The following is a 26,279-nucleotide window of genomic DNA, read 5'->3' on the forward strand; positions in this document are numbered from 1 at the left end:
GGGAGCCGCCGTCGCACGGCTGGGCGGTCGTAGCCGCCGGTGGGCGTATGGCGGCGCGGGTGGTAGGGTCGGGTATGCGTGTCGGCCCGCGATCAAGACGGGACGTGTTCGCACCGTCGGCCAGGCACAGCTACTACGTCACCGAGCCGGGTGACGTGGCGGGCGTGCCGGGCTGGGATCGTGACGTGGTGTACGCGGCGGTGCAGACAGCCGACGGCATCGATGACGGCTGTGTGGTGGTCGCGTACGACCGCCACGCGTTGTACGTGGCGACGCAGTCGGCCGTGACCTACCACCCACCGGGCCTGTTGGGTGTGAGGCGCTCGCCACGGCTGGCGGTCGCCGACGCCCACGAGTACCGGCCGGACAGCGCTGAGACGGTGGGGGTCGGTGCGGTGACCGTCGAGGACGCGTTCGACGTGCTGGTGCCGGCGTTCGACTGGACGACGCTGACCGACGACGACGTGCCGCCGGCCGTGCCGCGCCGGCGCACACACGCGCCGTCGAAAACGGGAGCGGGAACGCGGACGTAGGATCGCGGCGGGCGGACCCGAAGCCGGGACGCGGCGACACAGTGTAGTCCCAGTACCAAATTCCCAGGGGATGGTGTCCGGGGGAAGGCATTCACTGGGGCGCTGCGAAGCGTGCGTATCGCATGTTCACCGTACTGGTAAGCGACGGAATGGGGATGTTGGGAGCGCTCCCGGACGCGGTGGCCGACCGGGCGACCCGGGACGTGGCGTTCGAGCACCGGCGGGTGGAGACGGGTGAGGGGCTCGTGGCTGCGGTCGACGACACCGGGGCTGACGTGGTCGTCGGCGGTCCCGAGACACCGGTGCCGGCGGAGACCATCGCGGAGATCGACGGCGACGTGGCCGCGATCGTGCGGGCGGGCGTCGGCGTGGACGCGATCGACTGTGCGGCGGCCGCCGACCACGGCGTTGCAGTGGCGAACGCGCCGTCGTACTGCACCCGGGAGGTCGGCGAGCACGCGCTGTCGCTGGTGTTCGGGGCTGCCCGCCGGCTCCACGAGTACGACCGGCAGACGCGCCGCGGCGGGTGGGCGTGGAACGACGCGCCGGCTCCGCTGCGGCTGGCGGACGCGACAGTGGGGTTCGTCGGGTTCGGGGAGATCGCTCGCGGGGTGGCGGACACAGCGACGACGGTGGCGGAGTCGGTGATCGCCTACGACCCGTACGTGGACGCGGCGACCGCCGAGCGCCACGGCGTGGCGATGGCGGAGTTCGAGGCGGTCTGCGCGCAGTCGGACGTCCTGGTGGTGTTTGCGCCGTTGACCGAGGAGACGCGGGGGCTCGTCGACGAGGCGGCGTGCAACCGACTCCCCGAGGGTGCCGTCGTGGTGAACGTCGGCCGCGGGGCCGTCGTGGACGACGCGGCCCTGGCAGGGGCGCTTGAGGACGGCCCCGTGTCGGCGGCGGCGCTGGACGTGTTGCCGACGGAGCCGCCCGTCGAGTCGCCGTTGGTGGGTCGCAGTGACGTGCTCGTGACGCCGCACTGCGGGTGGTATTCGGAGGCGGCGGCGGAGTCACTGGTGGCGTCGCTGGCGGGGACGGTGGCGGCGGTGGCTGACGGCGATGGGGTGCCCGAGCGAACGCGGGTGGCGTGAGTCGGCGCGGGTGGCGGTGATGAAACCCTTATGAGTCTGACGCCGCAACTGCCACCATGACCTACGACACCGTCGTGTTCGACAACGACGGGGTTCTCGTTGGCCGCACCCGGTACGACGTGCTGGAGCGGGCCACCGAGGAGACGTTCAGGCGGTTCAACGTGGACGACCCAGACCCCGAGGATGTCGAAGCGATGACGATCGGCGCGACCCCGAAGACAGTCGGCGACGTCTGCAGCCGGTACGGGATCTCCCCGAAGGACTTCTGGCCGGAGCGCGACCGGGCGCTCACGGAGGCCCAGCGCGACGAAGTCCGGGAGGGCCGGAAAACGCTGTACGACGACCTCGACACCCTCCATGACCTCAACGTGAACATGGGGATCGTGTCGTCGAACCAGCAGGCAACGGTGGATTTCGTGCTCGATCATTTCGGCGTTCGGGACCTCTTTGGCGCTGCGTACGGGCGCGAACCGACGATTCAGAGCCTGGAGCGTCGGAAGCCCAACAGCCATTACATCGACCGCGCGCTCGCGGACCTGGACGCCGACACCGCGTTGTTCGTCGGGGACAACGAAAGCGACATTCGGGCCGCGGAGAACGCGGGCATCGATTCGGCGTTCATTCGACGCCCCCACCGGGAGAGCTGGGAGTTGAACGCGTGGCCGACCTGGGACATCGACTGCCTCAGCGATCTGCACGACATCTGCGAGTAGCGCGTGCACCCGGAATCGCGGCGGATGCGGGCCCAACAGCCGCGGGACGCGGTGCGGGAGGGCGTCCCGCCAGGCCACAAGCGTTATGAGTGCGAGGCGTCACAGTACAGTTGCAATGGCGACAGGCGAAGTTGACTTCTTCAACGACACTGGCGGCTACGGTTTCATCGAGACTGAGGACGCGGACGAGGACGTTTTCTTCCACATGGAGGACGTCGGCGGTCCTGACCTGGAGGAAGGTCAGGAAGTCGAGTTCGACATCGAGCAGGCCGACAAAGGCCCGCGCGCAACGAACCTCACCCGTCTGTAATCGGGATTCCGTATAGACGAATCGTTTCCAGAGTGGCGTACTCCACCGACGGAGTACAACGGACGGGTGTGGCCTCACGGCCCACGCGCCGGTTTTCTGCGCGATGGCACGTCGGAGAGCGCCGGGTGCCTGCAGCGGGCGTGCTCGGCGACGCTTCGAAGCCTTTATTCGCGCGCTGACCCTGAGCCACGGGTAGTACCTATGTCCGAGAAGCCGGCTTCCATGTACCGGAAGATCGACAAGCCGTCGTACACGCGGCGGGACTACGTCACCGGCATCCCCGGTTCGAAGATCGCCCAGCACAAGATGGGCGACCTGCAGGCCGACGCCGACGACTATCCCGTACAGATCAGCCTTGTTCCCCAGGAAGAGTGCCAGCTCCGTCATGGCTCCCTGGAGGCCGCGCGGCTGTCAGCGAACCGCCACCTCATCAAGGAGCTCGGTGAGGGCAACTACAAGATGCAGCTGCGCAAGTTCCCCCACCAGATCATTCGGGAGAACAAGCAGGCGACCGGCGCGGGTGCCGACCGTGTCTCCGACGGGATGCGCCAGGCGTTCGGCGTCCCGGTGGGCACTGCGGCCCGCATCCAGCCCGGCGATCAGCTGTTCACGGCCTACTGCGAGGTCGAACAGGCTGCCGCCGTCAAGGAGGCGTTCCGGCGCGCGTACAACAAGATCACGCCGCCGTGCAAGATCAACGTCGAGCGCGGCGAGACGCTGCTCGTCCGGTAGCGAAGCGCGACCCCGAGACGCCGGGTTCTCGGTCCGGCTTGCTGTCACCCGTGGAGCCACGCCTTTTTTCCCGTGGACCGCCGACTGCCTGGCGTATGCTGGGGCTGGCGGTCGCCAACGACGCCGAGACGTTCGCGCGGATGCAGGAGCCACTTGCCGAGCGCGGGGTTCGCGCCGAACACGTCACGGTCACCGGTTCGGTGACGCGTCTCGACGCGCCGCCGGTTGACGCGGATCGCTTCGACGCGGGGTTCGTCTATCCGGGCCGGCTGATGGAGGGCGGTGTCGTGGACGCGTTCATCGACGTGCCGTGGGTGAACGGCCGCGAGGCCGTGTTGCGGTCGCGGAACAAGGCGGGGGCGCTGGCGCTGCTGTCGGACGCCGGCGTGCCAGTGCCTGAAACCGTCTACGTGTCGAATCCGGCCGACGAGGACGCGGTCAGAGGCGTGTTCGAGGCGTTGGAGCCGCCGGTGGTGGTGAAGCCGAACTCGGCCACGCGGGGCGTCGGGGTGACGAAGGTCTCGGACCCGGATTCGTTGGGTGGGGTGACTGACTACCTGGAGTTGGTCCACGACTACCGGGCGACCGGCGACAAGTCCTATCTGATCCAGGCGTTCGTTCCCGACGCCACCGATTACCGCGTGATGGTGCTCGACGGCCAGGTGGTCGGCGCGGTGCGGCGGGACAGCGCGGGCTGGAAGCACAACGTCCACCAGGGCGCGACCGCGGCGGGCGTGTCACTGCCGGATCGGCTGCGCGCGCTGGCGGTCGACGCGGCCGCCGCGCTCGACGTGTCGTTGCTCGGCGTGGACGTGCTGGCGACCGACGAGCGCGCGGTGGTCGTGGAGACGAACGCGCGGCCGACGATCGACGACACCGCGAAGTACGAGGCTGAGTTCTACGATCGGCTGGCGGCGTTGGTTCGGCGGACCGCCGGAGACGGGCGGGCGTGACGGCGTTACTGGACGTCGATGTTCGTGGAGGACTCCGTGCGGTCGAACGCGACTTCGAGGATGCCGTTGTTGTACGTGGCGGCCCCGGAATGGGCGTCGACGCGCCCCGGGAGGTCAACGCGTTCGTCGTATTCGCGGTGGCCGGACTGGGCGCTGACGGTGACCGACGTGCCGTCGCATTGGATGGAGATGTCGTCTTTCTCGACGCCCGGGAGGTCGGCGATGACGCGGATCGCGTCCTCGGTTTCGTGAACGTCGACGTGGGTGCTGGAGGCGAACCCGGACTGGTCGCCGCGGTCGAGGCGCTGGCCGTCGGCCATCATGTCCTCCATCATGCGTTCAATCTCCCGGAAAATGTCATCAAACGGGTCATCCCGGTCGTCGCGTCTCATGGCCCGAGGTAAGTGTGGACTGTGGAAAAGGGTTCGGGCTGTGTCACTGTGTGCACAGCCAGCGCCGCCGCGGGAGCGCCTCAGATGCCGAGGGCGTCGTTGGTGGTGGCGATGGATTCGGCGGCGTCGGCGTCGCCGGCGATGGCGCGGACGGCGTCGACGTTCTCGGGAACGACGTCGGATTCCTGGTGGATGGCTTGGAAGCAGTAGAAGTCCCGGCCGTCCATGGTGACCGACTCCCCCCACAGGCAGTTCTCCCAGAGGTCACCCCGGGGGCGGCCCATGTCCTGGGCGTACTCCTTGAGCGGGCCGGTACCGTCGATGCCGAGGTCGTCATCGAGCAGCATGATGCGGGATTGGCCGGCGAGCACGTCCCGGACGTCGGCGGCGTCGGGGTCGCGTTCCAGGGTGACGTTGATGCTGTGCATATGCATCAGCGTCGCCGGCACTTTCATGCCGAGGGTGTCGATGTCGAGATCCGGGAAGATCGTGTTGACGTCCGGGCCGTGGTGGCTGGGGATGGTGATGGGGTCGGGGAGGATGTCGTTGATGGGGCCGCGGTCGGTCTGGCCGGGGTCGCCGCCGCGGCGCACGAGCGTGGCGCGCACCTTCTCGATGCCGTACTGTTCGCGCAGCGGCGCGAGCAGGCGGGAGAGGCCCGTGGTGTTACAGGAGACGACGCGCACGTGGTCGGCGTCGGCGGCCGCCTCGAAGTTTGCGCGGGCGTTGAACGAGACGTCGGCGACGCTGGCGTCCTCGCCGCCCTGGTAGATGGCGGGGGTGTCGTGGGCCGCGTAGCGGCTGCGGTTTTCCGCGCCGACGCCGGAGGGTGTGGCGTCGACGACGACATCGCTGTCGGCGATGAGGTCGTCGACGGGGCCGGCGGTCTCGATGCCGGCTGCGGGGAACTGGTCGGCGCGGTCTTCGACGGCGGTGTAGAGGTCGAAGCCGCGTTTGCGGGCCTGTGTGGCCTCGAAGTTGGGGCTGGTTTTCGCGACGCCGGCGACGGTCATGTCGGGTTGGGCGGCGACGGCGTCCGCGACGCGCTTCCCGATGGTGCCGTAGCCGTTGATGCCAACGCGGATCATACGAGGGTGTCCCACGGGCCACCGGATAACCGTTTCGAGGCAGGGATTTACGAGAACCGGAGTGAACTGTGCGCGGGGGCGGGCAGCGAAAGCGCTAACCACCGGCCGGTCGATCCTACGAGTATGAGTCTGCGCGACGCCGCGGAGACCGCTGTCGAACAGTGCCTTGGCCTGCAACCCGAGGAGTCGTGTGTCGTCGTCACGGACGACAAGCGCGAGGAGATCGGGCGCGCCATCTACGAGGCCGCTCGCGACGTGAGCGACGCCACCACGATGCTCCAGTATCCGCCCGGCGACCAGCACGGCGAGGAGCCACCCGCACCGGTTGCGGCGGCGATGGCCGACGCCGACGTGTTCGTGGCACCGACGACCAAGAGCCTGAGCCACACGCGCGCTCGTGGCGCGGCCAACGACGCCGGGGCGCGGGGCGCGACCCTGCCGGGGATCACCGCGGACGTGTTCACCACGGGGTTGGACGCCGACTACGAGACCATCGAAGCCCACTGCGAGGACGTGCTCGCGCAGGTCGCGGACGCCACGGAGGTCCGCGTGACCACGCCGCTGGGGACCGACATCACGTTCGAGGCGGGCGACCGCGCGTGGCGCGACGACACCGGCATCGTTCGTGAGGGCGGCGAGTTCTCGAATCTGCCCGCGGGCGAGGTGTTCGTGTCGCCGACGGACGCCAACGGCACGTACGTCGTTGACGGCACGATGATGCCCCACGGGAAACTCGACGACGAGGAGCTGCGCTTCGAGGTCGCGGACGGCGTCGTGACCGAGATCTCCGACGACCAGGTGCGCGAGCAAGTCGAGGCGGGCAGCGAGGAGGTCGGCGAGGACGCGTACAACCTGGCGGAGCTGGGCATCGGGACGAACGTCGCGGTCACCGAACTCGTGGGCAGCGTCCTGCTGGACGAGAAGGCCGCCGGCACCGTCCACATCGCCATCGGCGACGACGCCGGGATCGGCGGCGACACCGACGCGCCGCTGCACCTCGACGGCATCATTCGGGAGCCCACCGTCTACGCGGACGGCGAGGAAGTCGAGTTGCCCCAGCCGTAGCCGAGCCCGGTGGGGCGTGACTCCGCGTGTTTTTACGTCCGCGCGGACAACGCGGCTGTATGAACCACGGAGTTGAGGCTGGCGAGCAGGTTGGGCTGTCGTGTCCGTCCTGTTCCCCGGATTTGGAGACGGTCCACGAGGTCGTGACGACCGGCGGGGGCCACGCGACAGTCGAGTGCGGGGCGTGCGGGCACGTGCACAAGGACCCGATCAAGACAGAGGACACCGAAGCGGTCGACGTGGTGGTGTCCCAGGACGGGGAGTCGTTCACCGGACAGACGTCGTTCGACCCCGAGGAGACGGTCTACGAGGGCGACGAGTTCATCGTGGAGACCGCCGAGACCATCGCGCAGGTGCGCGTGACGAGCATCGAGGTCGGTCCCGAGGACCGGACGACCCGGGCCGACGTCGAGGACATCGAGACCGTCTGGACGCGCGCCGTCGACAACGTCTCGGTGGACGTGACCGTCCACCCCAAGGAGGGCAGCGACGAGGGCAGCCGGAGTCTGGAGCTCCACGTGCCCGGTGACTTCGAGTTCGTCGTGGGGGAGACCGCGACGTTCGGCGACGAGGAGTTCACAGTGGAGGGCATCCACGTTCGGGAGTCCGCCACCGGCGAGTACAAGTTCCCGAAGCTCGGGAACGCCGGCGACACGGTGTTCGCGAAGGACGTGAAACGCGTCTACGGTGCCGACGAGTCGAGCGCCGCCTGGTCGGCCTGGTAGGCGGGCCAGCGCGCTGGGCTGCCGGAGCCGTCCTGTTTTTTGGCCCGGCCACCCACGGGCGTGTATGGAGGACTTCCGGACGCTGCTGGTGTTGCGAGCGGCCCGCGAAACCGGCGTACTGGATGCGCTCGTCGCCAGCGCTGACACGCCGGCGGCGGTCGCCGAGCAGGCGGGCGTGACCGAGCGCGCCGCCGAGGTCGTCGTGGCCGTGCTCGTGGACCGTGGGTTCCTGACGTGGGTGTCGGGGGCCGTGGAGCCGACCAACCGCATGCTGGGGTTCATCACGAAGACCGACGTGCGGTCGATCGGATCGCTGCCGCACGCGCTCGACGTTGCGGACGCGCTCGTCGCGCTGCCGGCGGCGATGGAAGGCGACGACGTACCGGCCGGCGGCGACACCGACCGCGCGTTCCGCAACCGCCTGGGGGCAGCGGCGGCCCGCGACGACGCGGCCGTGCGGGCGGCGGTGACCGCGGCGGTCCACGAGCGGCCGGGCGCGGAGTCGGTGGTTGTCGTGGGCGACGACGCGGGGCACCACGCCGTGGAGTGCGCGCGGCGGGGGTTCGACGTGGCGGCACACCACGACGACCGGGTGGTGGACGCGATCCGGCCAGTGCTCGCGGCCGAACCCGTGGAGCTCGTTGGGGGTGGCGTGGCGGAGCCGGTGGACGCGGCCGCCGACCTCGCGGTGATCCCACACACGCTCTCGCGGCGGTCCCCGACGGCGGCCCAGGACGTAGTGAGGGCCGCAAGCGAGTCGGTCAGCGCGGCCGGCGGGACCGTCGCGGTCGTCGACACGTTCGGCAGTGCGCCCGGGCTGTCGGCGGCGCTGCTGGCGACGACGCCGGGGGGTGCGGTCCGGGACGCCGACCGGGTCGCGTCGTGGCTGGCGGACGCCGGGCTCACCGACGTGCGCACGAGCGACGTGCCGGGGACCGAGCACCGCGTGGTGGCCGGCCGCAGGCGCGCAGTTCAATAGGCTGGGCTGCGGATACCCGTACATGGAGTTTGGGGCGTTGCGCGAGGAGATGGTCGACAGCCTCCTCGACGCGGGGACGGCGCTCGCGGACGCGCGGCCGGCGGACGCGGCGATGCGTGCGGTTCCCCGCCACGAGTTCGTCGACGCGGGGCATCGGGCGTACACCGATCAGGCGTTCGAACACCGCGGGACGCGCGTGCTCGCGCCGTCGACGGTCGCGCGGCTGATGGGAGCGCTGGAGCCACGGGCTGGCGACGACGTGCTCGTGGTCGGGGCCGGTGTCGGGTATACGGTGGCAGTGTTGGCGGAGATCGCCGGCCCGACACACGTGCACGCCGTGGACATCGACCGGCAGGTCGTGTACGACGCGCGCGGGAACCTCGCCGACGCCGGGTACGAGGACGTGCTCGTGGACTGCCGGGACGGCGCTGAGGGGCTGGCGGAGTACGCGCCGTTCGACCGCGTGCTCGTGGAGGCCGGGGCGGCCAGCGTGCCGGACGCGCTCGCCCGCCAGCTCGCGGCCGACGGGCGGCTGGTGTTCCCGGAGGGCGTCGGCGATCAGCGCCTGGTGTCCGTTCGGGACGGCGAGACGGTCGGCGTGCATGGGCCGGTGTCGTTCGCGCCGCTGCTGGTGGCCGGCGAGCAGGCCAGCGCCGTCGAGCGCAACCGCACCGTGCGCGAGGACCGCGAGCGCGTGCGCGAGGCGGCGCAGTCCCGCCCGGGCTGGGAGCGCGAGTGGATCGACTGGGAGGACGCGTAACCGGGGGCGGCCGGCGTCGCGTGGGTTTTTGCGTGCTCGTTGCCATGCGTGGCGTATGACTGATGACCGCAGGACGGCCGGGTTCAAGCAGCGGACTCGGGTGGCTGAGGCGCGCGAGCGCCTCCTGTCGGCTGTCGACCCGCTGGCGCGCACGGCGCGGGTGGCGCTCGGTGACGCCGACGGGCGCGTGCTCGCAGCGGACGTCGAGGCACCGCGCGCGGTGCCCCACTACGAGCGGGCGGCCATGGACGGGTTCGCGGTGCGCGCCGCGGACACGTTCGGGGCGGGTGATCGGTCGCCGGTCGTCCTGGACGTGGGCACCGGCAGCGTGGGACCGGGGGAGGCGGTGCGCGTGCACACGGGCAGCGAGCTGCCGGCGGGTGCCGACGCCGTGGTGATGATCGAGGACGCCGAGCGCCGCGGCGACCGGGTCGACGTGTTCGCGGCGGCGGCCGGCGGCGCGAACGTCGCGCCGATCGGGGAGGACGTGAGCGACGGCCAACACCTCTACGACGCCGGCCACCGGCTGCGGCCGTCGGACCTCGGGCTGCTGAAATCCGCGGGCGTGGACGCCGTTGCGGTGTACGAGCGCCCGACGGTGGGCGTAATCCCGACCGGCGAGGAGCTGGTGGCCGCCGACCCGGGGCCGGGGGAGGTGGTCGAAACGAACGGCGGGACCGTCGCCCAGTACGTCTCGCGGTGGGGCGGCGTGCCGACCCGTCGCGGTGTCGTCACGGACGACGAGGCCGCCCTCCGGACGGCGATCCGCGAGGCCGTCGACAGCCACGACGTCGTGGTGACCACCGGCGGCTCCTCGGTGGGTGCGCGCGATCACGTACCCGAGGTGATCGCGGCCCTCGGGACGGTGCTCGTGCACGGGGTGGCGTTGCAGCCCGGGCACCCGGTGGCGTTGTGCGTCGTCGACGACACGCCGGTGGTGGCGCTGCCGGGGTATCCGGTGGCGGCCATCGTGAACGCCGTGCAGTTCCTCCGCCCGCTTCTCAAGGCGGTGGGCCACGCTCCCGCGACCGCTCACCCGACGACTGACGCCGTGCTCGCGCGGAAGATCGCGAGCGAGCCGGGGACGCGGTCGTTCGTGCGCGTGACCCGACACGGCGACGAGGACGGGCGGCCGACCGTGACGCCGACGCGCGCGGGCGGGTCGGGCGTGTTGTCGAGTGTCGCGCTGGCGGACGGCTGGGTGGTGGTGCCCGAGGACTGCGAGGGGTACGACGCGGGAACGACCGTGGCGGTCGAACAGTGGGAGTGGTCGGCGTGAGCGACGACCGCCGGGAGTTCCGGGATCTCGCGTCGCCGGCGCGCGCTCGGGAGGTGCTGGCCGCCCTGGACGTGACGCCGGCGCCCGAGACGGTGCCGCTGGCGGAGGCCCGGGGGCGCGTGCTCGCGGAGCGCGTGGACGCCACCATCGACGTGCCGGGGTTCGACCGCGCGAGCATGGACGGGTACGCGGTGCGGGCCGCGGACACGTTCGGCGCGAGCGAAGCCGATCCGGCGCGGCTGTCGGTCGCGGGCACGGTGCACGCCGGCGAGGAGCCGGCCGTCGAGGTGACAGCCGGGCGCGCCGTGGTGGTGTCGACGGGCGCGGTCATGCCGCCGGGGGCTGACGCGGTGGTGAAAGTGGAGGCGACGACGGAGGCCGACGGCGGCGACGCGGTCGACGTGCGGACGAGCGTCGCGCCCGGGACCGCGGTGATGTTGGCGGGCGCGGACATCGCTGCGGGGTCGCGGGCAATCGGCCCGGGGACGAAGCTGACCGCCCGGGAGATCGGCGTGCTGTCGGCGCTGGGCGTCGGGTCGGTGCGCGTTCGGGGCGCGCCCACCGTGGGCATCATCTCGACCGGCGACGAGCTGGTGCGGCCCGGCGACCCCCTGGACAGCGCGGCCGGCCAGATCCACGACGTGAACAGCCACACGATCGCGGCCGCCGTGGAGGCGGCGGGCGGCGAGCCGGTGGTGTACCCCCACGCGGGCGACGACTACGCGGAGATGGAGCGGCTGCTCGTGGAGAGCGCCGCCGACTGCGATCTCGTGTTGTCCTCGGGGTCGACGTCCGCGAGCGCGGTGGACGTCATCTACCGGGTGGCCGAGGAGCGCGGCGACCTGCTGTTGCATGGGGTCGCGGTGAAACCCGGCAAGCCCATGCTCGTCGGGGAGATCGAGGGGACGGCGTACGTCGGACTGCCGGGCTATCCGGTGTCGGCGCTGACCATCTTCCGGGTGTTCGTTGCGCCGGTCGTCCGCGAAGCCGCCGGCCGGGGCCAGCCCGAGCCGACGGTGGTGACCGGGGAGATGGCGCGCCAGGAGCGCTCCGCGGAGGGGCGGCGGCGGCTGCTCCCAGTGGGGCTGGTCGAGGACGGCACCGGCGACCGCCTGGTGTACCCCGTGGACAAGGGCAGCGGCGCGACCACGAGCCTGGTGGACGCCGACGGCACCGTGACGGTGCCCGCCGACACCGCGTACGTGGCCGCCGGCGACTCCGTTGACGTGGCGCTGTTCGCGCCGGACGCGCGGGCCCCGCGAGTGTTGGCCGTCGGCGAGGACGACCCGCTGTTCTCGCGCGTGCTGGACGACGTTGCCCGGCCGCGGTTCCTGCCCGTGGGCACCCGTGAGGGGCTGCGGCGGCTCCGAGAGGGCGTCCCGGACGTGGTCGTGGTTGCCGGCCCGGCGACGCCCGACGGCGACGCTGTTTCCCTCGGCGGCTGGACCCGCGAGTGGGGGATAGTCGTGCCCGCCGGGAACCCCGCGGGCGTCGACTCGGTTGCGGATCTCGTCGACCGAGACCTGGGGCTGGTGAACCGCGCTCGTGGGTCGGGGCTGCGGCGGTGCTTCGACGACGCCATCGCGGCGCTGGCAGCCGAGCGTCCCGCGAGCCGCGGGGCGCTTACCGACGCCATCGACGGCTACGAGCTGACCACGACCGCCCACGAGAGCCCGGCGCGGAAGGTCGCGGCGGGCGACGCCGACGCGGGGCTCGGGCTGGCTGCGACGGCGGCCAGCCTCGATCTCGGGTTCGTCCCGCTGGGCACGCAGTCCGTGACCGTCGTGGCCGCCCCCGACCGCGTCGACAAGCCGGGGGTTCGTGATCTCGCGGCCGCCCTCGATGACTGCGGCGGGCTGGCGGCACCGCTGGAGGGCATCGACCCACAGTGAGCGCGGGCGCTACGCGGAGTCGTCGGCGGCGTACTCGTAGGGGTCGCGGTCGCCCTCGACGTCGAGGTAGTCGTCGTTGATCTCCCAGCCGCCGTCGTCGGTCCGGGTCATGTACTCGCCGTAGTACGGAACCCGGTTGGCGACGGTCTCCCGGAACGCCGCGCGCATCGACTGGGTGGTTTCGCCGATCCCGCGGAGGTCGTCGTTGCGGTTCAGACAGCCCTTGAGGTAGCCGTCGTGCGTGAGCCGAACGCGGTGGCAGTTCGCGCAGAACTGCGGGTTCCCGACGGGGTCGACGATTTCGACCATGCCCTGGTCGGGGTGGGCGCCGCCGTCCGGCGTGACGGACTGGGCGGCGTCGTCGGCCGTGGAGCCGGCGTCCTGGCTGGACACCCAGTAGCGGCGGCGGTCGTGCATCTCGCGGGTTTCGATGCGGTCGGCGCGGTCGGCCAGCCAGTCGTGGACGCGGTCGATGTCGATGGCCCACTCGGGGTGGCCGGCGAGCTCGGGCATGTACTCGATGAGCTGCAGCCGGAGGCCGTCCCGGGCGGCGACGTGATCGACCATCTCGGGGACGTAGCCCGCGGTCGGCTCGAACACGACCATGTTCAGTTTCACGGGTGCCAGTCCGGCGTCGAGCGCCGCCTCGACGCCCTCCAGGACGGCGTCGTAGGCGCCGCTCTGGGTGAGCTCCGCGAAGGCGTCGTTGTCCATGGCGTCCTGGGAGATGTTGACGCGTTCGAGGCCGGCGTCGACGAGGTCGGCGGCCCGGCCCGGCAGGAAGGTGCCGTTGGTCGTCATCGACACCGCCATGTCGTCGGGGGTGCGCCGAATGATGGCTTCGAGGTCGGAGCGCAGCATCGGCTCGCCGCCGGTGAGCTTCACGGCGTCGACGCCGAACTCGTGGGCGACGGAGAGGAACCGCACGACGCGGTCCGTGGACAGCTCGTTCTCGCGGGGGTCCATCGGGCCGCGGGTGTCGCCGAGCCCCTCGTTGTGGCAGTATACGCAGTCGAAATTGCAGCGGTCTGTCAGCGAGACGCGGACGCCGGACACGTCCCGCCCGAAGTCGTCCTCAAGCATCGTCTCGCTAGTGCCTGGCACCGGACGCATTTAAGCAGTGGCCACGCGGTGGCCTCGGCGGGTCCGGCTGCCCGCACGACAGCCCGCCCGGTGGGCTTTTGCCGCGGTCCACCCAAGCCGCCACATGAGCGGGCTGGAGTTGGACGCGACACAGCTGGACCGGTACTCCCGACACATCATCATGGACGACGTGGGGGCGACCGGACAGGCGGCGCTCCGCGAGGCGGCCGTGCTCGTGGTCGGCGCTGGCGGCCTCGGATCGCCGGTCATCCAGTACCTCGCGGCCGCCGGCGTCGGCACCATCGGCATCGCCGACGACGACGCCGTGGAGCTGTCGAACCTGCAGCGCCAGACCATCCACGGCACCGACGACGTGGGCGAGCAGAAAGTCGACAGCGCCGCGGCGTTCGTCGACACGCTGAACCCCGATGTCGACGTGCAGCGCCACGACCAGCGCGTCACCGCCGACACCGTCACCGACCTGATCGCGGCCTACGACGTCGTCGTGGACGCCTCGGACAACTTCCGGACGCGGTACCTCATCAACGACGCCTGCACGCTGGCTGGCGTGCCGTTCTCGCATGGCGCGATCTTCCAGTTCGAGGGGCAGGTCACGACGTTCACGGGCGGCGACGACGGGCCGTGTTATCGGTGCCTGTTCCCGGAAGCCCCGCCCGCCGGGACGGTCCCCGACTGCGCGACCGCGGGCGTCCTCGGCGTGCTCCCGGGAACGATCGGGTCGATCCAAGCCACCGAGACGGTGAAGCACATCCTGGGCGTGGGCGACTCCTTGGACGGCCGGCTGCTGTTCTACGACGCCGCGGACATGTCCTTCGAGACGGTGGCGCTCGCACAGCGCCCGGAGTGCCCGATCTGTGGGGACAGTCCCGTGGTTGACTCCGTCCAGGAGGTCGCGTACACGGAGTCGTGTGCGGTCACCGGCGACGCCACCACGGAGTGACGGCTACTCGGGGGTGTCGTGGCGCCAAAAGGCGTCATCGACGGTGACCTCTTTTTTGAACAGCGGGACCTCGTCTTTGAGGCGGTCGATCCCGTCCGAGACCGCTCGGAACGCGTCGCCACGATGCCCGGCAAGCACCACCACGTGGACCACGTCGTCGCCCGCGGGCACGACGCCCGTACGGTGGTGCATGCGAACGTCGTAGACGCCGTCGCGCTCGCAGAGCTGCTCGCGGATGGTGGCCATGCGCTGCTCGGCGACGGTGTCGTAGCGCTCGAACTCCAGGTGTTGTGTCGGCGTGTCGTCGGGCTCGTCGCGTTCGCGCACGCGCCCCGTGAACGTCGCGATCGCGCCGGCGAACTCGCTATCCTCGTGGGATTTGACGCTCGCAACCAACGAGTCGAGCGTCTCCCGCACGGGGGCGTCCTCGACGGCCGCGAGGACCGCTTCGGTGTCGAGGGCGTCGGCGCTGGGGGCGGTCACGTCGGGGTCGGTGGCGTCGTGGTCGCCGAGCGCAACCGTCGGAAGGGCGGCGTCCGGGAACCCGTAGACGATGACGTAGTCGAACGCGGGCGCGAGGTCCGCAAGCACGTCGTCGAGCGTGCGATCCACGCCGCTGGCCGTCCACGCGCCGTGGTCACTGAGCGAAACCGAGCGCGCGGTCGACGCGGGCGTGGTGACTGTGTCGTCCCGTCGGACCGTCGCGACTCGCCCGCGTGGCCGGAGTGCAGCGGCGACTGCGGCGGCGGCCGCGTCCGTGTCGGCAGCGGGGCCGACGACCGAGAGAGCCTTCATGCGCGGGCGTTGGCGGGCGGGCGTGATAAGGGTCGCCCGTTGGGCCGTAGGGACCACGGGGCCGCCGGCACGGGACCAGCAACGCGCCACGACCGGGACGCACCGGGACAGCGGAACGCAGTCGTCACTCGCGGCCCCGGACGCGGGGCGGGCGGCTGCCTGGCCCTACTGGCCGGCATCGATTGGATCCGTCGACTCGAGCGGGCGCACGTAGCGCACCCCCCGTTCGACGACGAACCAGGCGCTCGCGAGGAGCGCCCCGATGGTGTTGGCGAGTGCGTCGTTGAGGGAGGGATGGCGGCCTGGCTGGGTGGCCTGGAGGCCTTCGATGAGGAGGCCGTAGCCGACCGCGAGCACGAGCACGACGGCGATGCGCGTCAGGATCGTGTCGCGGCGGTGCGCGGTGGCGTACGCGAGCGCGAGGCCGAGGCAGAGATAGCCAAGCAAGTGGAGTTTCTTGTCCCAGAGTGGGTCCGGCCTTGGGGGCGCGACTGGCGGCGGTGACAGCACCGAATAGTACAGTAGAACCCCGGCAACGGTGGCAGCACCGAGATAGCGCAGCCACTTGGGGACGAGGGGGAACGGGAATCGGCGCACGAGCCAAAGATCCGACGGGGGGCGTAAATTCGTAGTGGTCCTCACTCGGCGTCGCGATCCGGCGGCTCCCCCTCGGTCTGAGCGGCGGCGGCGTCATCGGCCGGTGGGGCTGGGGGTTCAAAGAGCGCGGCCAGCGCGCGCCCCGCCTGAGTGTCGGCGACCCACGCCAGCAACGCGCCGAGGGCGGTGACACCGTCCGCGAGGACGGACTCCCGGTAGATCGGCGCCAGCCACCCGACGACGCGTGTGAGGACGGTGATGAACGGGCCGACGGTGCGTGTGTCTCGCAGGTCGATGACGACCACGTCGGGGTCCGGTTCGGCGGTCAGCCAGCCGTAGAGAAACGACTCCGTGACGAACGCGGCGGCCGTCGAGGCGACCGTGCGGGCTGTGCGGGCGATCCGCGACCCACCCATTGCGGCCGTCGCTCGCTCCCGGAGCGTCGTTATGGATGTCATGCTGGTCGCACGCTCGGCCCGCTCCAAGTGGGTGGCTGTGCCGGTTCGTGTAGCATGTGTTATGAATTGACGTTCACGACGGTCGCTTCGACGGTGGTCGTGTCGAAGTTGAGGACGACCGTCGACCGCTGCTGGAGCGGGCGACCGTTGAACGTTGTCCCGGTCGTCGTCTCCCGCACCCGAAGCTCGGTGGTGAGCGTCACGTCGCGGTTGATCGGGTGATCGACGACGTTGACGCTGCCGTCGTCGCCCGTCGTGACGAGCGTCGACGGTTCGACAGCCACGTCGGTGACGGTGGCGATGGGGGTGCCGTTGGTGCGCTCGGTCATGCCCGCGTGGAACGTCCGGGCGAACTGCTCCCGGATCCCGCTGACCTCAAGCGTGACCGTTCGCGTTGCGGCTGTCCCCGGCTGTTCGAGGGTGCCGACGCGCTGAATCCGGCCGTCGAGATCGTACGCGTCGGGTGCAAGCGAGAGGGTGTTCCCGCGTCGCACCGGCGTTACGCCGAACCGCGTGGTGTCACCCTCGGTGATCGTGTCGAGGGTGAGCCCGACCACCACGCGCTGCCGGTTGGGGTCTCTAGTGGCGTGCGTGGTGACCGTCTCGACGGTGGCGACGGCCTGTCCACCCAGGCGAAGCTGGTCGCCGGTGGTCACCTCACTGGCGTCGACTGCCGGGAGCGTCGTCTCCAGTACCACGTCGGTCGTGTCGGTTTGGAGCGTTTCGCTCGCACCGACGGACTGGATCGCGCCACTGACCTTGTACCGGCTGGTGGCGATGTCGAGGGTTCTGCCGAGGCGAAGCGGCGCGCCCGCGTACATTGTGCTGTTGTCGTCGCCGGGCGTCCCCTGCAGTTCTGCGCGGGCGATGACGCGTGTCTGGCCGTCGTCCGGCGCCCGATAGACGTCGGTGATCGTCAGCTCGCTGTTCCCGCTCGCGTCCGTGGTGTCACCGACGGTGATCTCCGTGGCGATATGGGTCGGGTGCGAGCCGAGATCCAGGGTCACGTGCGTCGAGGACTGTTCGGGCGCCGGCGTCGGCTGGAGCGCAAAGGCCGCGCCGGCAGCCACGACCGCGAGCACGAAGAGCACGACGAGCGCGTCGACGACGTTGACGACGCCGAAGAGGTTGCCGTCGTCGTCAAGGAGTTCCATAGAGACCACCGATCATGTTGTCCCCAACTGGTCGACAGGACAACTAAACGATTCCGGAACACCGCGTTCGTCGGTAGCGATACCGTGTCGCAGTGACTGCTGGAACAGATCGTCACTACGATGCTGGAACGACACCAAATCGGTTCGGTCGTAAAAAAGTGTATTTGGCATGACAAACGCGAATACGGTGTTTACCAGCACCTCGAGGACTGGGATGCCACCTTCGACGTTATAGCGAGCGGACCCTAATACGCCCAACACGCCCGCAATCACCAAAGTTTCGCTGAGCGCCTTCGGGAGTGAGCTACTCGGTACGTGTTCGAACTCGGCGTGTCGATTCGCGTATTAACCAACAAAAACGGTAGGGGCGCAGGAAATGTTGGTTAATAATTGTGGTTAGACGGAATCGTCTTCTCGAGGCTGTCCACAAAACTAACGACTGCGTCTTCCCGAGAAGGAACAGTCTCGTAAGTCCGGTAGTAGATCAGGTCAGATGGTGTATCAGAGGTGTTTTGAGGATTATCAACGGTTTTAAGCGACCAACACATCACCCTTGATATATGGTTTCAGTAGCGCTTTTCGGGAGCCGTCCACTCAGTCGTTCCTGTCTAGAACTGCTTCATGAGGAATCCGAAATCTCTGTGGAAGCAGTTGTAACACATCCAGAAGGGCATGATGGATGGTGGGATGGGGCGCTCCGATCCAAGGCAGAGGAATACGGGTATCCAGTTATAGAGGAAAATGAGGTTTTCGAGTGCGAACTTGATTACATTATCAGCGTACTCTATTACGAAATCCTTGATGCAGAACTCCTAGAGCATCCAAAGCAGGGAGGGTTGAATCTTCATCAAGCAGAACTCCCCCGGTACCGGGGTAGCAATACGTTTAGCCACGCGATTATGAACGCACGCGACGACGATTACTGGAAGTACGGAACTACGCTGCACTTCATGTCCGAAGAGGTTGACGAAGGGGATATCGTTGCCCGCAAATTCGTAGATATCACTGAGGAAGACACCTCAAAGTCATTGTATAAGAAGGCGGAACAAGCCTCGATTGAATTGTTTGAGGAACAGCTTCCGAATATTATCTCGGGCGAGGTTCAATCGATGCGAACTCCCCAGTCGGAGTTTGATGAGAAAACGTATTTCTACAATAAGACGAGCTTGGACGGCGAAAAGTGGATACCACTAGAACAGCTCGTGAATGACGGTTCCTTAGAAGTGTATGATATGATTCGTGCACTTGATTTCCCGCCATTTGAGCCGGCATACACGAAAATTGACGGGAAGAAGGTCTATCTCACGAAGACGTCGTACGAGGATCTTCCGGTCGCTACTCCGGAAGGGAGGGAAAATAACGGGGGATCCGTACTTAGCCAATGATTTCGATTGCTTCACCGGAATTGAAAGAGGAAGAGAAACAGCGAGTTAAGGAGGTTCTTGACTCCGGGATGATTGCAGACGGGCCCGAGGTTCGATCTTTCGAGGATGAGTTTGCGTCGTTCTGTGGGACAGAACACGGAGTTGCTACATCAAACGGAACGACAGCCCTCCACACCGCATTCGAAGCACTCGGGATCGGGAACGGTGATACAGTTGTTACCTCGCCGTTCTCGTTTGTTGCGAGTGCAAATGCTATTCGGCTTGCTGGGGCGACCCCAGTATTCGCAGATATCGACCCGGAGACATTCAATCTCGATCCGCAAGCGGTTGAGGATATCGTTCGCCAACGTGACGTAGATGCTATTCTAGCCGTCCACCTCTACGGCCTCCCTGCGGACTTAGGGCAGTTACAAGATATCGCAGATGAGCATGATCTTGTACTTGTAGAGGATGCAGCCCAAGCTCACGGCGCAGAATACGATGACATGAAAGTCGGGTCGTTCGGAGATGCAGCCTGCTTCTCGTTCTATCCGACAAAGAACATGACCACTGGCGAAGGCGGTATGATAACCACTGATCGAGACGATGTCGCCGAACAGGCAGCAAGTTTCGCAAATCACGGCCGTTCTGTGGACGGTGGATACGAGCATGTCCGAGTTGGCCAGAACTATCGGATGACCAGTATTGCGGCGGTCATCGGGCAGGTGCAGCTAGACCGGCTTCCGGAGTACGTTGAAACTCGCCGTGCGAACGCAGCACTGCTCAACCGCGGGCTTGCTGACTCAGACCTCATTACACCAGTCGAACCGAATGGTTGCCGGCATTCGTATCACCAGTACACTGTTCGAGTTGACGACCGTGACAAACTTGCAGAATCCCTTGAAAACGCCGGTGTGGGAACAGGGGTGTATTATCCGACACCGATTCACAAGCAGCCAGCCTATGAGGATATTACGTGTAGTGCACCCGTTGCCGAGGAAGTCGCGAACGATGTACTCTCTCTCCCGGTTCATCCTGACCTCTCACCAGTAGACATCGAAACGATCACGCAAGCAGTTCACGAATACGAGGCACAACAATGAGTCGTCAACAAGAGACGCTCAATACCGGGGTGATCGGTACCGGTAGTATGGGCCGTCATCATGCACGGGTCTACAGTGAGATTCCAGAATCGAGCTTATCCGGGATATATGATGTTGACGACGAACAGGCGGCTCAGGTGGCAGCGGAAAATGGAACAAAACCACGTGGGCTTGAGGAACTCCTTACGCGGGTTGACGCTGTATCGATTGCTGTGCCGACGATTCATCACTATGAGATTGCAAAGCAGTGTATAGAACACGGCGTCCACGTACTGGTTGAGAAACCGTTCGTCGATGAACAGCAACAAGGCGAAGAGTTAATCGAGCTTGCCGAGGAAAATGATGTTCAAATTCAGGTTGGACACATCGAACGGTTTAATCCAGCGGTTGTAGCACTCAAGGACATTATTCCGGATATCGATATTATCAGTGTGAAAGCTGAGCGACTTGGCCCGCCACTTGACCGGACGATGAACGACAGTGTCGTGAAGGACCTGATGATTCACGACATCGACATCCTACTGTGGCTGATTGACGAGAACGTTTCGTCAGTTTCTGCACTCGACAGCGATGAGGCATACACAACCGCGAACTTCGAATTTGAAGATGGCTCAATCGGAAGCCTGACTGCTAGTCGCGTCACACAACGAAAAGTTCGAACACTCACGATTACCACGCATTCGTGCCGAATCGATGTCGACTATATCGACCAGTCAGTTGAGGTTTATCGGCATTCGCTCCCAGAGTACATTGAGGAGAATGGGGATGTCCGGTACCGGCACGAAAGTATCGTGGAACGTCCGATGGTGGAAAACGAGGAGCCGCTGAAGAGCGAGCTATCTTCATTTATTGACTCAGTTCGATCTAATGAAACACCGGAAGTATCGGGTCGTGACGGGCTACGTGCAGTCGAGTACGTCAACAAGATCGAAAAAATGGCCAATTCGGAAGATAATTCAAAATGAGTGAAACAGCAGGTACACAGTCGCTATACGGGGCCGATAGAGCTGGGTCAGAGCTTCGTGATGCCTTTACGAGCGGGCAGGTTCCGGTCGCCGTCTACGGGCTTGGAAAAATGGGACTCCCGCTTGCTGCGGTGTACGGGGACATCACCGGGAACGTTATCGGTGCGGACATCGACCCAGACGTAGTTGCATCGATTGAGCGAGGGGAAAGCCACGTCGACCGGGAGCCAGGATTAGACGAACTCGTCGGAGAGTTAGTAGATGCCGGCAAGCTTCAAGCTGTGGAGGAACCACTCGAAGCCGCGTTAGAGGCAACCGTTCACGTTATCATCGTGCCAACGCTTATCGACGAACAGAATCGACCAGACCTCTCAGTCGTCGAGGCAGTGAGTGAAGAGATTGGTAAGGGACTGAACGAGGGTGACTTCGTGATTATTGAGTCTACTGTTCCACCACAGACGTGCAGGAACGTCGTTCTTCCAATCCTCGAAGAAGAGAGTGGACTCTCTCTAGGTGACTTCGGATTAGCGTTCTGCCCGGAACGCACAGCAAGCGGCCGCGCGCTAAAGGACATCCGTGGGTCATACCCGAAGGTCGTCGGTGGTGCTGATGAAGAGAGTACAGCAGTTGCAGAGCTCATCTACGATGAGATAAACAGTAGCGGCGTCATCCCGACATCGGATATCACGGTGGCGGAGGCGGTGAAGCTCTTCGAAGGACTGTATCGTGACGTGAACATCGCACTAGCGAACGAATTGGCGCGATTCACTGACGAGCTCGGAATCGACGTCAACGAAGCCCTCGAAACGGCAAATACCGCACCGTATGTCGACCTCCATACCCCCGGTCCTGGCGTCGGTGGACACTGTATTCCGTATTACCCGTACTTCCTCATTCATCCGTTCGAGACAGACGCGCCACTGCTCAAGACGGCTCGTGAAATCAACGACAGGATGCCTAAGTTTGCCGTCCAGAAGCTCCAGGAGGAGTTCGAAGCAGAAGGCGGAGAGCTGCAGGGGTCGACAGTTCTGGTACTTGGGCTCACATACCGCCCAGGTGTTGAAGAGACGCGAGCGACACCAGCACTCCCGATTGCCGAGCAGTTAATTGATCTCGGTGTGGACGTTCGACTCGTCGATCCGCTTCTCGAGGACTTCAGCGAATTTCCGGGAACACCAACGCCGCTTGATGAGATCTATGCCTGCAATCCGGATGCTGCGGTGATGGTCACTCCCCAGGAGGAGTTCGATGACATCAAGTGGAATCGATTTGACCCACTGGTGGTCATCGACGGCCGACAATCGCTCAACCTTGCAGAGACACCACATCGAGTGTACACGATCGGGAGTGGGGGGCAGTAACAGTCGTGCTCTGAGAGCACATCGAACAGCATAAGAAACTCGTAACCAAGACGTTTGGTATCACAATGAAGATCATCTCCGTCGTCGGGGCGCGACCTCAGTTTATTAAGGCGTACGCTGTTTCCAATGAGCTACGGAAGGAACACGACGAGATTCTCGTGCACACGGGCCAGCACTACGACGAAGAGATGTCGGACGTGTTCTTCGAAGAACTCGACATCCCAAGGCCTGACCACAATCTCGGCGTTGGATCTGGTTCTCACGCGACGCAAACGGCAGAGATGATGATCGGGCTTGAGGAGTTAGTGCATCGTCACGAGCCGGACGTTATGCTGTGTTATGGGGACACGAACTCGACACTAGCCACAGGAGTCGTTGGTTCGAAAGAAGACGTTACACTTGCGCACGTCGAAGCTGGCCTCCGGAGTTTTAACCGAGAGATGCCAGAGGAAGTAAACCGTGTTCTGACCGACCACGCTGCAGATATTCTCTTTGCACCCAGCGAACGAGCAATGAACCATCTCGAGTCGGAAGGAATCGACGAGTACGCGTACAATGCCGGTGACGTGATGTACGATGCGTTGCTCAGTGTCCGAGAGAAGGCAGTCGCACAGTCAGATGTTTTAGAGGAACTCAATTTGTGGGACGACCCATACATTCTTGCAACGGTTCATCGTCCTCGAAATACGGACAATAGCGAGCGGCTCGAAACGATTCTAGAGACACTTGCCGCAGATGAACGACGGGTCATTCTTCCTGCGCACCCTCGAACGGTCAATCGACTCGAACAACACGGCCTCTTAGATGCTATCGAGGAAGAGGCCACGCTCATCGACCCCGTCGGCTACCTTGACTTCATCAAACTTCAGGCGAACGCTGATGTCATTGTCACCGACTCCGGCGGTATCCAGAAGGAAGCGTTCTTCCTCGATGTTCCGTGTGTCACGCTCCGTGAAGAAACCGAGTGGCCTGAAACGGTCGAATCTGGCGGGAACGTTCTCGTCGGCGCTAACCAAGAAGCAATTCAAGACGCACTCACGAATCTATCTCATTCGACATCCGATGCAGAGCCGTACGGCGATGGGAACGCAGCTAGAGAGATTCGGGGGGTTCTCGAAGGTTACGACAAATAATTCAGCGGCGTTTTTCGATTGCCAACTGGTAAATCTCCTCGTTCTTTCGTGCGTTTTCCGCCCACGTGAGGTTGTTCCGCACGTACTCACTGGCATTCTTTCCAATCTTCTGTACCTTCGATGGACTGTCTAGGAGGTCGGTCAGTAAGTCCGTGATCGCCTGGGGGTTGTTCGGTGGGATGAGATATCCGGTTTCCCCGTTCTCGACGAATTCAGATGGACCCTCACCCTCACAACCGATTACCGGACATCCACAAGCCATCGCCTCGATGTACGCGATTCCGAACGCTTCCTCGGTACTTGGGAGTGCCATCACATCTGCTGCTTTCAGTTTCGATAGAACATCCTCGTGATCGGGGACGTATCCCGTGAGATGAACATACCCTTCAAGCCCCTTACTTTTAACTTGCTGCTCTAAACTATCTCGATTTGGGCCACTTCCAATAATTAAGTAGTATGGGCGTTCGTCGTCCTCTATGGCCGAGATAGCGTCAATTACAACACTGTGATTCTTTCTCTTGATTAGGTTGCCGACAGACGCGACTACAATTCGATTCTCCGAGAATACCTCGGAAAGATTTGCTTTTGGGACGGACTTCACCCCATCCAGTTCAATGCCGTTAAAAATAACTTGACTATTAGAGAGGCTTGAGAAGTGTGACTCAGCCTCCCTTTTCAGTACACCACTATTGAAAACGACCTGCTCTGACACTTCAAAGACCTCTCTAATCTGTCTCCGACAAATCGGATTTTTCGCTGATTTATAAATACTGGCACCGTGGACAGTCGTCACTAGGGGGATATCCAATCGACGACTGGTAGGAAGACACGCGTAGCCGTCTGGAAGAGGTACGTGGGCGTTGATTACGTCAGGGGAGAACGTGCTGGACTCAAGATTTGAGATGGCGCTGTCGACGGTACGGCGAACATTTTTCGCGACGAGGGGGAGTGTGTGGCGTGACGGGAGCGAGACGTACTTCGGGTAGGAGACATCGATGCCGTCAATCTGACTCTGGTTGGGCGTATCTCGAAATCGCGCCCAGCGATCCGGTAAATGGGGGACCTTCGGAACGTACGGGGTCGGTGAGAGAACTCTGATTGAGTGCCCTCTCTCCTGTAGTGCCTGCGCCTGCTGGTGGACGAATATTCCCGGTACAGAATCCGCCGGAGTCGGATACAGGTGTGAGACAACGAGGATATTCATGGGGAGTTCATTCGAGAACCACTACTGCAGTTGGTTCATTCAACAACATTTCGAATCACGTTTGCGAGTTTCTTGGCGGATCTCTCCCGGGTGTACTCGGCATATGGCCCACTACCTAAAGATTCAGGTTGTTGTTCAATGATTTCTAAAAGCGTATTCTTGATTCGGCTTGTTTCGTTGGTAGCTACGTACCCAAATTCGAACCGTTCGATTACCTCTATCATTGACCCATCAGGACCACAACCCAATATCGGCGTATTGCACGCCATATAATCGAAGATTTTCGTCGTCATCTCCTGTGGAGATCCACCAGAGACGGCTAACCCGAGGTTTGCTCTCTGAATTCTCCGTGCTACCTCTTTTCGGTCAACGTACCCAGTGCACTCGTAGTGCTGTTTCAGGCCATATCGCTTAATAGAATCCCGGACATGTTCCTCCAGGTTACCAACGTGAACGAACGATACGTTGTACTGGGACTGAATATCAGAAAGCGCCTTCAGGAATGGGTCTGGATCTCGGAAGTCACTAAACTTTCCAGCGTAGACAATCTCGAACTCATCCCTGGGTTTCGTCTCCAATTGTGGGAAATCCTCCCGATCATATCCGTTCTCGACCGTGTACAACTTTCCACTTATTTCAGGATATTCGTCAGCGTATGCGTTTCTGATTCCATCTGTGGCCACCGTGACAGCGTCCGCAGCTCGAAGTACACGTGGTTCAAGAAACTGCGAAGTTTTCTCGTACAGACGACCGAAAGTCGTAGTCAAGTCGTTGTAAGGATGAAGCGTCCATGAATCCCGTAGATCAACGATGAAGTCTGTATCAATTATTTTCTTGCAGAAGGGGACTGTGGCTAAGGGGAGAAATGGGTTTGCAGTTTGCCAGATGCAGTCAAAGTGGAACTCATCGTGCAGATTATGAATTTTTCGTGAAACTGGAATCGACCACCGGATGTTGTCGAAGTTTTTCTCAACCCCATTAAATGGTCTCTTGACTCTATGGACCGTTGCACCACTCTCATCAGAAACTCCTGAAGGACGGTTGTTCTGATTTGGTTGGCTGGAAATAACGTGGATATCCAATCTATCCGACAAATACTTCGCGAATTTCGCGATACGTACTGCACCGACCCCACCTTCCGGGGGGTAATAATATCCGATTAGTAATACCCGCTTCGGCACAGATGAGTAGTAGGTCAGCACGTATAAATACGTGCCGAATAGATCTTGAAAAACTAGCTAATTGTCAGGCGGATTTGTCGAGTGCTCATCTGTTCTAGTTTAGTGACGGAGTGAAGCAGGATCTCAGCGGAGACTATACCGAATTGAGGCGGATTAGCTCAGGAGACTGGGTTCGCTGGAGCAGGCAGTCGCTGATTTGTTGTGTGATACCTTCGAGGCGGCGCACTCACAGCCGTGAGTGCGTCGCCGTTCCAGCGCTGCCGCTATCGACACAGGTGCTTCCCCGGTCGTCAGGCGAGTTCGTTACCAGAACTCGCCTGACTCAACCTGCTCACGTAACCGCGGTCGATGCGGATTTGGATCACGTGAAGCCCACAGCAACAACTCATCTAAATCCGGAAGTTC

At 64.5% G+C, this 26,279-nt stretch carries 27 protein-coding genes; 18 read left to right on the forward strand and 9 right to left on the reverse strand.

Annotated features, from left to right (window positions below; translation table 11 throughout):
- Window positions 1–74 precede the first annotated feature (74 nt).
- The 6 genes from APQ99_RS07825 (at window position 75) to APQ99_RS07850 (ending at window position 4,335) form a co-directional block, all read left to right on the forward strand.
- Entirely contained in the window at window positions 75–533 is a 459-nt protein-coding gene (locus APQ99_RS07825) for a hypothetical protein (protein ID WP_235157035.1), read from the forward strand.
- A 122-nt stretch (window positions 534–655) separates the two neighbouring features.
- The gene (locus APQ99_RS07830) at window positions 656–1,627 is read left to right on the forward strand and encodes a C-terminal binding protein (RefSeq protein ID WP_136361066.1); all 972 of its coding nucleotides are present in this window, start codon (window positions 656–658) and stop codon (window positions 1,625–1,627) included.
- 56 nt (window positions 1,628–1,683) lie between these two features.
- The gene (locus APQ99_RS07835; protein WP_010902025.1) at window positions 1,684–2,340 is read left to right on the forward strand and encodes an HAD family hydrolase; all 657 of its coding nucleotides are present in this window, start codon (window positions 1,684–1,686) and stop codon (window positions 2,338–2,340) included.
- A 115-nt stretch (window positions 2,341–2,455) separates the two neighbouring features.
- Window positions 2,456–2,650, forward strand: a complete 195-nt coding sequence (locus APQ99_RS07840) for a cold-shock protein (protein ID WP_012289092.1) — start codon at window positions 2,456–2,458, stop codon at window positions 2,648–2,650.
- A gap of 201 nt (window positions 2,651–2,851) precedes the next feature.
- Window positions 2,852–3,382 carry a 50S ribosomal protein L16 gene (locus APQ99_RS07845; protein WP_010902023.1) on the forward strand — a complete coding sequence of 177 codons (531 nt, stop codon included), beginning with the start codon at window positions 2,852–2,854 and terminating at the stop codon, window positions 3,380–3,382.
- Window positions 3,383–3,477: 95 nt separating this feature from the next.
- Window positions 3,478–4,335, forward strand: coding sequence for an ATP-grasp domain-containing protein (locus tag APQ99_RS07850; protein WP_136361065.1), 858 nt, complete (start codon window positions 3,478–3,480; stop codon window positions 4,333–4,335).
- Between the two features lie 5 nt (window positions 4,336–4,340).
- Here APQ99_RS07850 and APQ99_RS07855 read toward each other — a convergent pair whose 3' ends face one another.
- Entirely contained in the window at window positions 4,341–4,727 is a 387-nt protein-coding gene (locus APQ99_RS07855; RefSeq protein ID WP_010902021.1) for an Hsp20/alpha crystallin family protein, read from the reverse strand.
- Window positions 4,728–4,807: 80 nt separating this feature from the next.
- Complete coding sequence (locus tag APQ99_RS07860; protein ID WP_010902020.1) at window positions 4,808–5,815, reverse strand: type II glyceraldehyde-3-phosphate dehydrogenase; 1,008 nt, start codon at window positions 5,813–5,815, stop codon at window positions 4,808–4,810.
- Window positions 5,816–5,938: 123 nt separating this feature from the next.
- On the opposite strand from APQ99_RS07860, the gene APQ99_RS07865 reads away from it, so the two are divergent.
- The 6 genes from APQ99_RS07865 to APQ99_RS07890 all read left to right on the forward strand — a co-directional run bounded on the left by APQ99_RS07865 (window position 5,939) and on the right by APQ99_RS07890 (window position 12,515).
- On the forward strand, window positions 5,939–6,880 hold the full coding sequence (locus tag APQ99_RS07865) for an aminopeptidase (RefSeq protein ID WP_136361064.1): 942 nt from the start codon (window positions 5,939–5,941) through the stop codon (window positions 6,878–6,880).
- A gap of 59 nt (window positions 6,881–6,939) precedes the next feature.
- A complete protein-coding gene (locus tag APQ99_RS07870; RefSeq protein WP_010902018.1) occupies window positions 6,940–7,605 on the forward strand; it encodes an HVO_0476 family zinc finger protein in 666 nt (221 codons plus the stop codon).
- A 64-nt stretch (window positions 7,606–7,669) separates the two neighbouring features.
- Entirely contained in the window at window positions 7,670–8,584 is a 915-nt protein-coding gene (locus APQ99_RS07875) for a hypothetical protein (protein WP_136361063.1), read from the forward strand.
- A gap of 22 nt (window positions 8,585–8,606) precedes the next feature.
- Window positions 8,607–9,344 carry a protein-L-isoaspartate O-methyltransferase family protein gene (locus APQ99_RS07880; protein WP_136361062.1) on the forward strand — a complete coding sequence of 246 codons (738 nt, stop codon included), beginning with the start codon at window positions 8,607–8,609 and terminating at the stop codon, window positions 9,342–9,344.
- A 55-nt stretch (window positions 9,345–9,399) separates the two neighbouring features.
- A complete protein-coding gene (locus tag APQ99_RS07885; protein WP_136361061.1) occupies window positions 9,400–10,623 on the forward strand; it encodes a molybdopterin molybdotransferase MoeA in 1,224 nt (407 codons plus the stop codon).
- Entirely contained in the window at window positions 10,620–12,515 is a 1,896-nt protein-coding gene (locus APQ99_RS07890; protein ID WP_136361060.1) for a molybdopterin biosynthesis protein, read from the forward strand. The genes APQ99_RS07885 and APQ99_RS07890 overlap by 4 nt, the downstream gene beginning before the upstream one ends.
- Window positions 12,516–12,524: 9 nt before the next feature.
- On the opposite strand, the gene moaA is transcribed toward APQ99_RS07890, so the two are convergent.
- Window positions 12,525–13,598 carry a GTP 3',8-cyclase MoaA gene (gene moaA / locus APQ99_RS07895; RefSeq protein WP_136361059.1) on the reverse strand — a complete coding sequence of 358 codons (1,074 nt, stop codon included), beginning with the start codon at window positions 13,596–13,598 and terminating at the stop codon, window positions 12,525–12,527.
- A gap of 124 nt (window positions 13,599–13,722) precedes the next feature.
- Between moaA and ubaA the strand changes: the two genes are divergently transcribed.
- The gene (gene ubaA, locus APQ99_RS07900; protein WP_010902012.1) at window positions 13,723–14,559 is read left to right on the forward strand and encodes an SAMP-activating enzyme E1; all 837 of its coding nucleotides are present in this window, start codon (window positions 13,723–13,725) and stop codon (window positions 14,557–14,559) included.
- A gap of 3 nt (window positions 14,560–14,562) precedes the next feature.
- On the opposite strand, the gene APQ99_RS07905 is transcribed toward ubaA, so the two are convergent.
- From APQ99_RS07905 to APQ99_RS07920, 4 genes are all read right to left on the reverse strand, one after another.
- A complete protein-coding gene (locus tag APQ99_RS07905) occupies window positions 14,563–15,354 on the reverse strand; it encodes a molybdopterin synthase (protein ID WP_136361058.1) in 792 nt (263 codons plus the stop codon).
- Window positions 15,355–15,519: 165 nt separating this feature from the next.
- On the reverse strand, window positions 15,520–15,951 hold the full coding sequence (locus APQ99_RS07910; RefSeq protein WP_136361057.1) for a VanZ family protein: 432 nt from the start codon (window positions 15,949–15,951) through the stop codon (window positions 15,520–15,522).
- Between the two features lie 41 nt (window positions 15,952–15,992).
- Window positions 15,993–16,409, reverse strand: a complete 417-nt coding sequence (locus APQ99_RS07915) for a hypothetical protein (RefSeq protein ID WP_136361056.1) — start codon at window positions 16,407–16,409, stop codon at window positions 15,993–15,995.
- Window positions 16,410–16,468: 59 nt separating this feature from the next.
- Window positions 16,469–17,563 (reverse strand): DUF4330 family protein, encoded by a 1,095-nt coding sequence (locus APQ99_RS07920; RefSeq protein ID WP_136361055.1) that lies wholly within the window; start codon window positions 17,561–17,563, stop codon window positions 16,469–16,471.
- Between the two features lie 560 nt (window positions 17,564–18,123).
- Here APQ99_RS07920 and APQ99_RS07925 point away from each other — a divergent pair.
- The 5 genes from APQ99_RS07925 to wecB all read left to right on the forward strand — a co-directional run bounded on the left by APQ99_RS07925 (window position 18,124) and on the right by wecB (window position 23,489).
- Entirely contained in the window at window positions 18,124–18,948 is an 825-nt protein-coding gene (locus APQ99_RS07925; RefSeq protein WP_136361054.1) for a methionyl-tRNA formyltransferase, read from the forward strand.
- Window positions 18,945–20,030, forward strand: a complete 1,086-nt coding sequence (locus APQ99_RS07930; RefSeq protein ID WP_136361053.1) for a DegT/DnrJ/EryC1/StrS family aminotransferase — start codon at window positions 18,945–18,947, stop codon at window positions 20,028–20,030. Before APQ99_RS07925 ends, APQ99_RS07930 begins: the two co-directional genes overlap by 4 nt.
- Window positions 20,027–20,995, forward strand: coding sequence for a Gfo/Idh/MocA family protein (locus APQ99_RS07935; protein ID WP_136361052.1), 969 nt, complete (start codon window positions 20,027–20,029; stop codon window positions 20,993–20,995). Before APQ99_RS07930 ends, APQ99_RS07935 begins: the two co-directional genes overlap by 4 nt.
- On the forward strand, window positions 20,992–22,356 hold the full coding sequence (locus APQ99_RS07940) for a nucleotide sugar dehydrogenase (RefSeq protein WP_136361051.1): 1,365 nt from the start codon (window positions 20,992–20,994) through the stop codon (window positions 22,354–22,356). Before APQ99_RS07935 ends, APQ99_RS07940 begins: the two co-directional genes overlap by 4 nt.
- A gap of 65 nt (window positions 22,357–22,421) precedes the next feature.
- Window positions 22,422–23,489 carry a non-hydrolyzing UDP-N-acetylglucosamine 2-epimerase gene (gene wecB / locus APQ99_RS07945; protein WP_136361050.1) on the forward strand — a complete coding sequence of 356 codons (1,068 nt, stop codon included), beginning with the start codon at window positions 22,422–22,424 and terminating at the stop codon, window positions 23,487–23,489.
- A gap of 1 nt (window position 23,490) precedes the next feature.
- Here wecB and APQ99_RS07950 read toward each other — a convergent pair whose 3' ends face one another.
- Both APQ99_RS07950 and APQ99_RS07955 read right to left on the reverse strand, forming a co-directional pair.
- On the reverse strand, window positions 23,491–24,693 hold the full coding sequence (locus APQ99_RS07950; RefSeq protein ID WP_136361049.1) for a glycosyltransferase: 1,203 nt from the start codon (window positions 24,691–24,693) through the stop codon (window positions 23,491–23,493).
- Window positions 24,694–24,728: 35 nt separating this feature from the next.
- The gene (locus tag APQ99_RS07955; RefSeq protein WP_136361048.1) at window positions 24,729–25,895 is read right to left on the reverse strand and encodes a glycosyltransferase; all 1,167 of its coding nucleotides are present in this window, start codon (window positions 25,893–25,895) and stop codon (window positions 24,729–24,731) included.
- Between the last annotated feature and the right edge of the window lie 384 nt (window positions 25,896–26,279).

It is taken from the genome of Halobacterium salinarum DSM 3754, from assembly GCF_008124605.1.
Taxonomy (GTDB): domain Archaea; phylum Halobacteriota; class Halobacteria; order Halobacteriales; family Halobacteriaceae; genus Halobacterium; species Halobacterium salinarum.

Bases quoted from the DNA above. Each gene is read 5' to 3' on its own strand.
- APQ99_RS07825 (WP_235157035.1), top strand. From the start codon at position 75: ATGCGTGTCGGCCCGCGATCAAGACGGGACGTGTTCGCACCGTCGGCC.
- APQ99_RS07830 (WP_136361066.1), top strand. From the start codon at position 656: ATGTTCACCGTACTGGTAAGCGACGGAATGGGGATGTTGGGAGCGCTC.
- APQ99_RS07835 (WP_010902025.1), top strand. From the start codon at position 1,684: ATGACCTACGACACCGTCGTGTTCGACAACGACGGGGTTCTCGTTGGC.
- APQ99_RS07840 (WP_012289092.1), top strand. From the start codon at position 2,456: ATGGCGACAGGCGAAGTTGACTTCTTCAACGACACTGGCGGCTACGGT.
- APQ99_RS07845 (WP_010902023.1), top strand. From the start codon at position 2,852: ATGTCCGAGAAGCCGGCTTCCATGTACCGGAAGATCGACAAGCCGTCG.
- APQ99_RS07850 (WP_136361065.1), top strand. From the start codon at position 3,478: ATGCTGGGGCTGGCGGTCGCCAACGACGCCGAGACGTTCGCGCGGATG.
- APQ99_RS07855 (WP_010902021.1), bottom strand. From the start codon at position 4,727: ATGAGACGCGACGACCGGGATGACCCGTTTGATGACATTTTCCGGGAG.
- APQ99_RS07860 (WP_010902020.1), bottom strand. From the start codon at position 5,815: ATGATCCGCGTTGGCATCAACGGCTACGGCACCATCGGGAAGCGCGTC.
- APQ99_RS07865 (WP_136361064.1), top strand. From the start codon at position 5,939: ATGAGTCTGCGCGACGCCGCGGAGACCGCTGTCGAACAGTGCCTTGGC.
- APQ99_RS07870 (WP_010902018.1), top strand. From the start codon at position 6,940: ATGAACCACGGAGTTGAGGCTGGCGAGCAGGTTGGGCTGTCGTGTCCG.
- APQ99_RS07875 (WP_136361063.1), top strand. From the start codon at position 7,670: ATGGAGGACTTCCGGACGCTGCTGGTGTTGCGAGCGGCCCGCGAAACC.
- APQ99_RS07880 (WP_136361062.1), top strand. From the start codon at position 8,607: ATGGAGTTTGGGGCGTTGCGCGAGGAGATGGTCGACAGCCTCCTCGAC.
- APQ99_RS07885 (WP_136361061.1), top strand. From the start codon at position 9,400: ATGACTGATGACCGCAGGACGGCCGGGTTCAAGCAGCGGACTCGGGTG.
- moaA (WP_136361059.1), bottom strand. From the start codon at position 13,598: ATGCTTGAGGACGACTTCGGGCGGGACGTGTCCGGCGTCCGCGTCTCG.
- ubaA (WP_010902012.1), top strand. From the start codon at position 13,723: ATGAGCGGGCTGGAGTTGGACGCGACACAGCTGGACCGGTACTCCCGA.
- APQ99_RS07905 (WP_136361058.1), bottom strand. From the start codon at position 15,354: ATGAAGGCTCTCTCGGTCGTCGGCCCCGCTGCCGACACGGACGCGGCC.
- APQ99_RS07915 (WP_136361056.1), bottom strand. From the start codon at position 16,409: ATGACATCCATAACGACGCTCCGGGAGCGAGCGACGGCCGCAATGGGT.
- APQ99_RS07920 (WP_136361055.1), bottom strand. From the start codon at position 17,563: ATGGAACTCCTTGACGACGACGGCAACCTCTTCGGCGTCGTCAACGTC.
- APQ99_RS07925 (WP_136361054.1), top strand. From the start codon at position 18,124: ATGGTTTCAGTAGCGCTTTTCGGGAGCCGTCCACTCAGTCGTTCCTGT.
- APQ99_RS07930 (WP_136361053.1), top strand. From the start codon at position 18,945: ATGATTTCGATTGCTTCACCGGAATTGAAAGAGGAAGAGAAACAGCGA.
- APQ99_RS07935 (WP_136361052.1), top strand. From the start codon at position 20,027: ATGAGTCGTCAACAAGAGACGCTCAATACCGGGGTGATCGGTACCGGT.
- APQ99_RS07940 (WP_136361051.1), top strand. From the start codon at position 20,992: ATGAGTGAAACAGCAGGTACACAGTCGCTATACGGGGCCGATAGAGCT.
- wecB (WP_136361050.1), top strand. From the start codon at position 22,422: ATGAAGATCATCTCCGTCGTCGGGGCGCGACCTCAGTTTATTAAGGCG.
- APQ99_RS07950 (WP_136361049.1), bottom strand. From the start codon at position 24,693: ATGAATATCCTCGTTGTCTCACACCTGTATCCGACTCCGGCGGATTCT.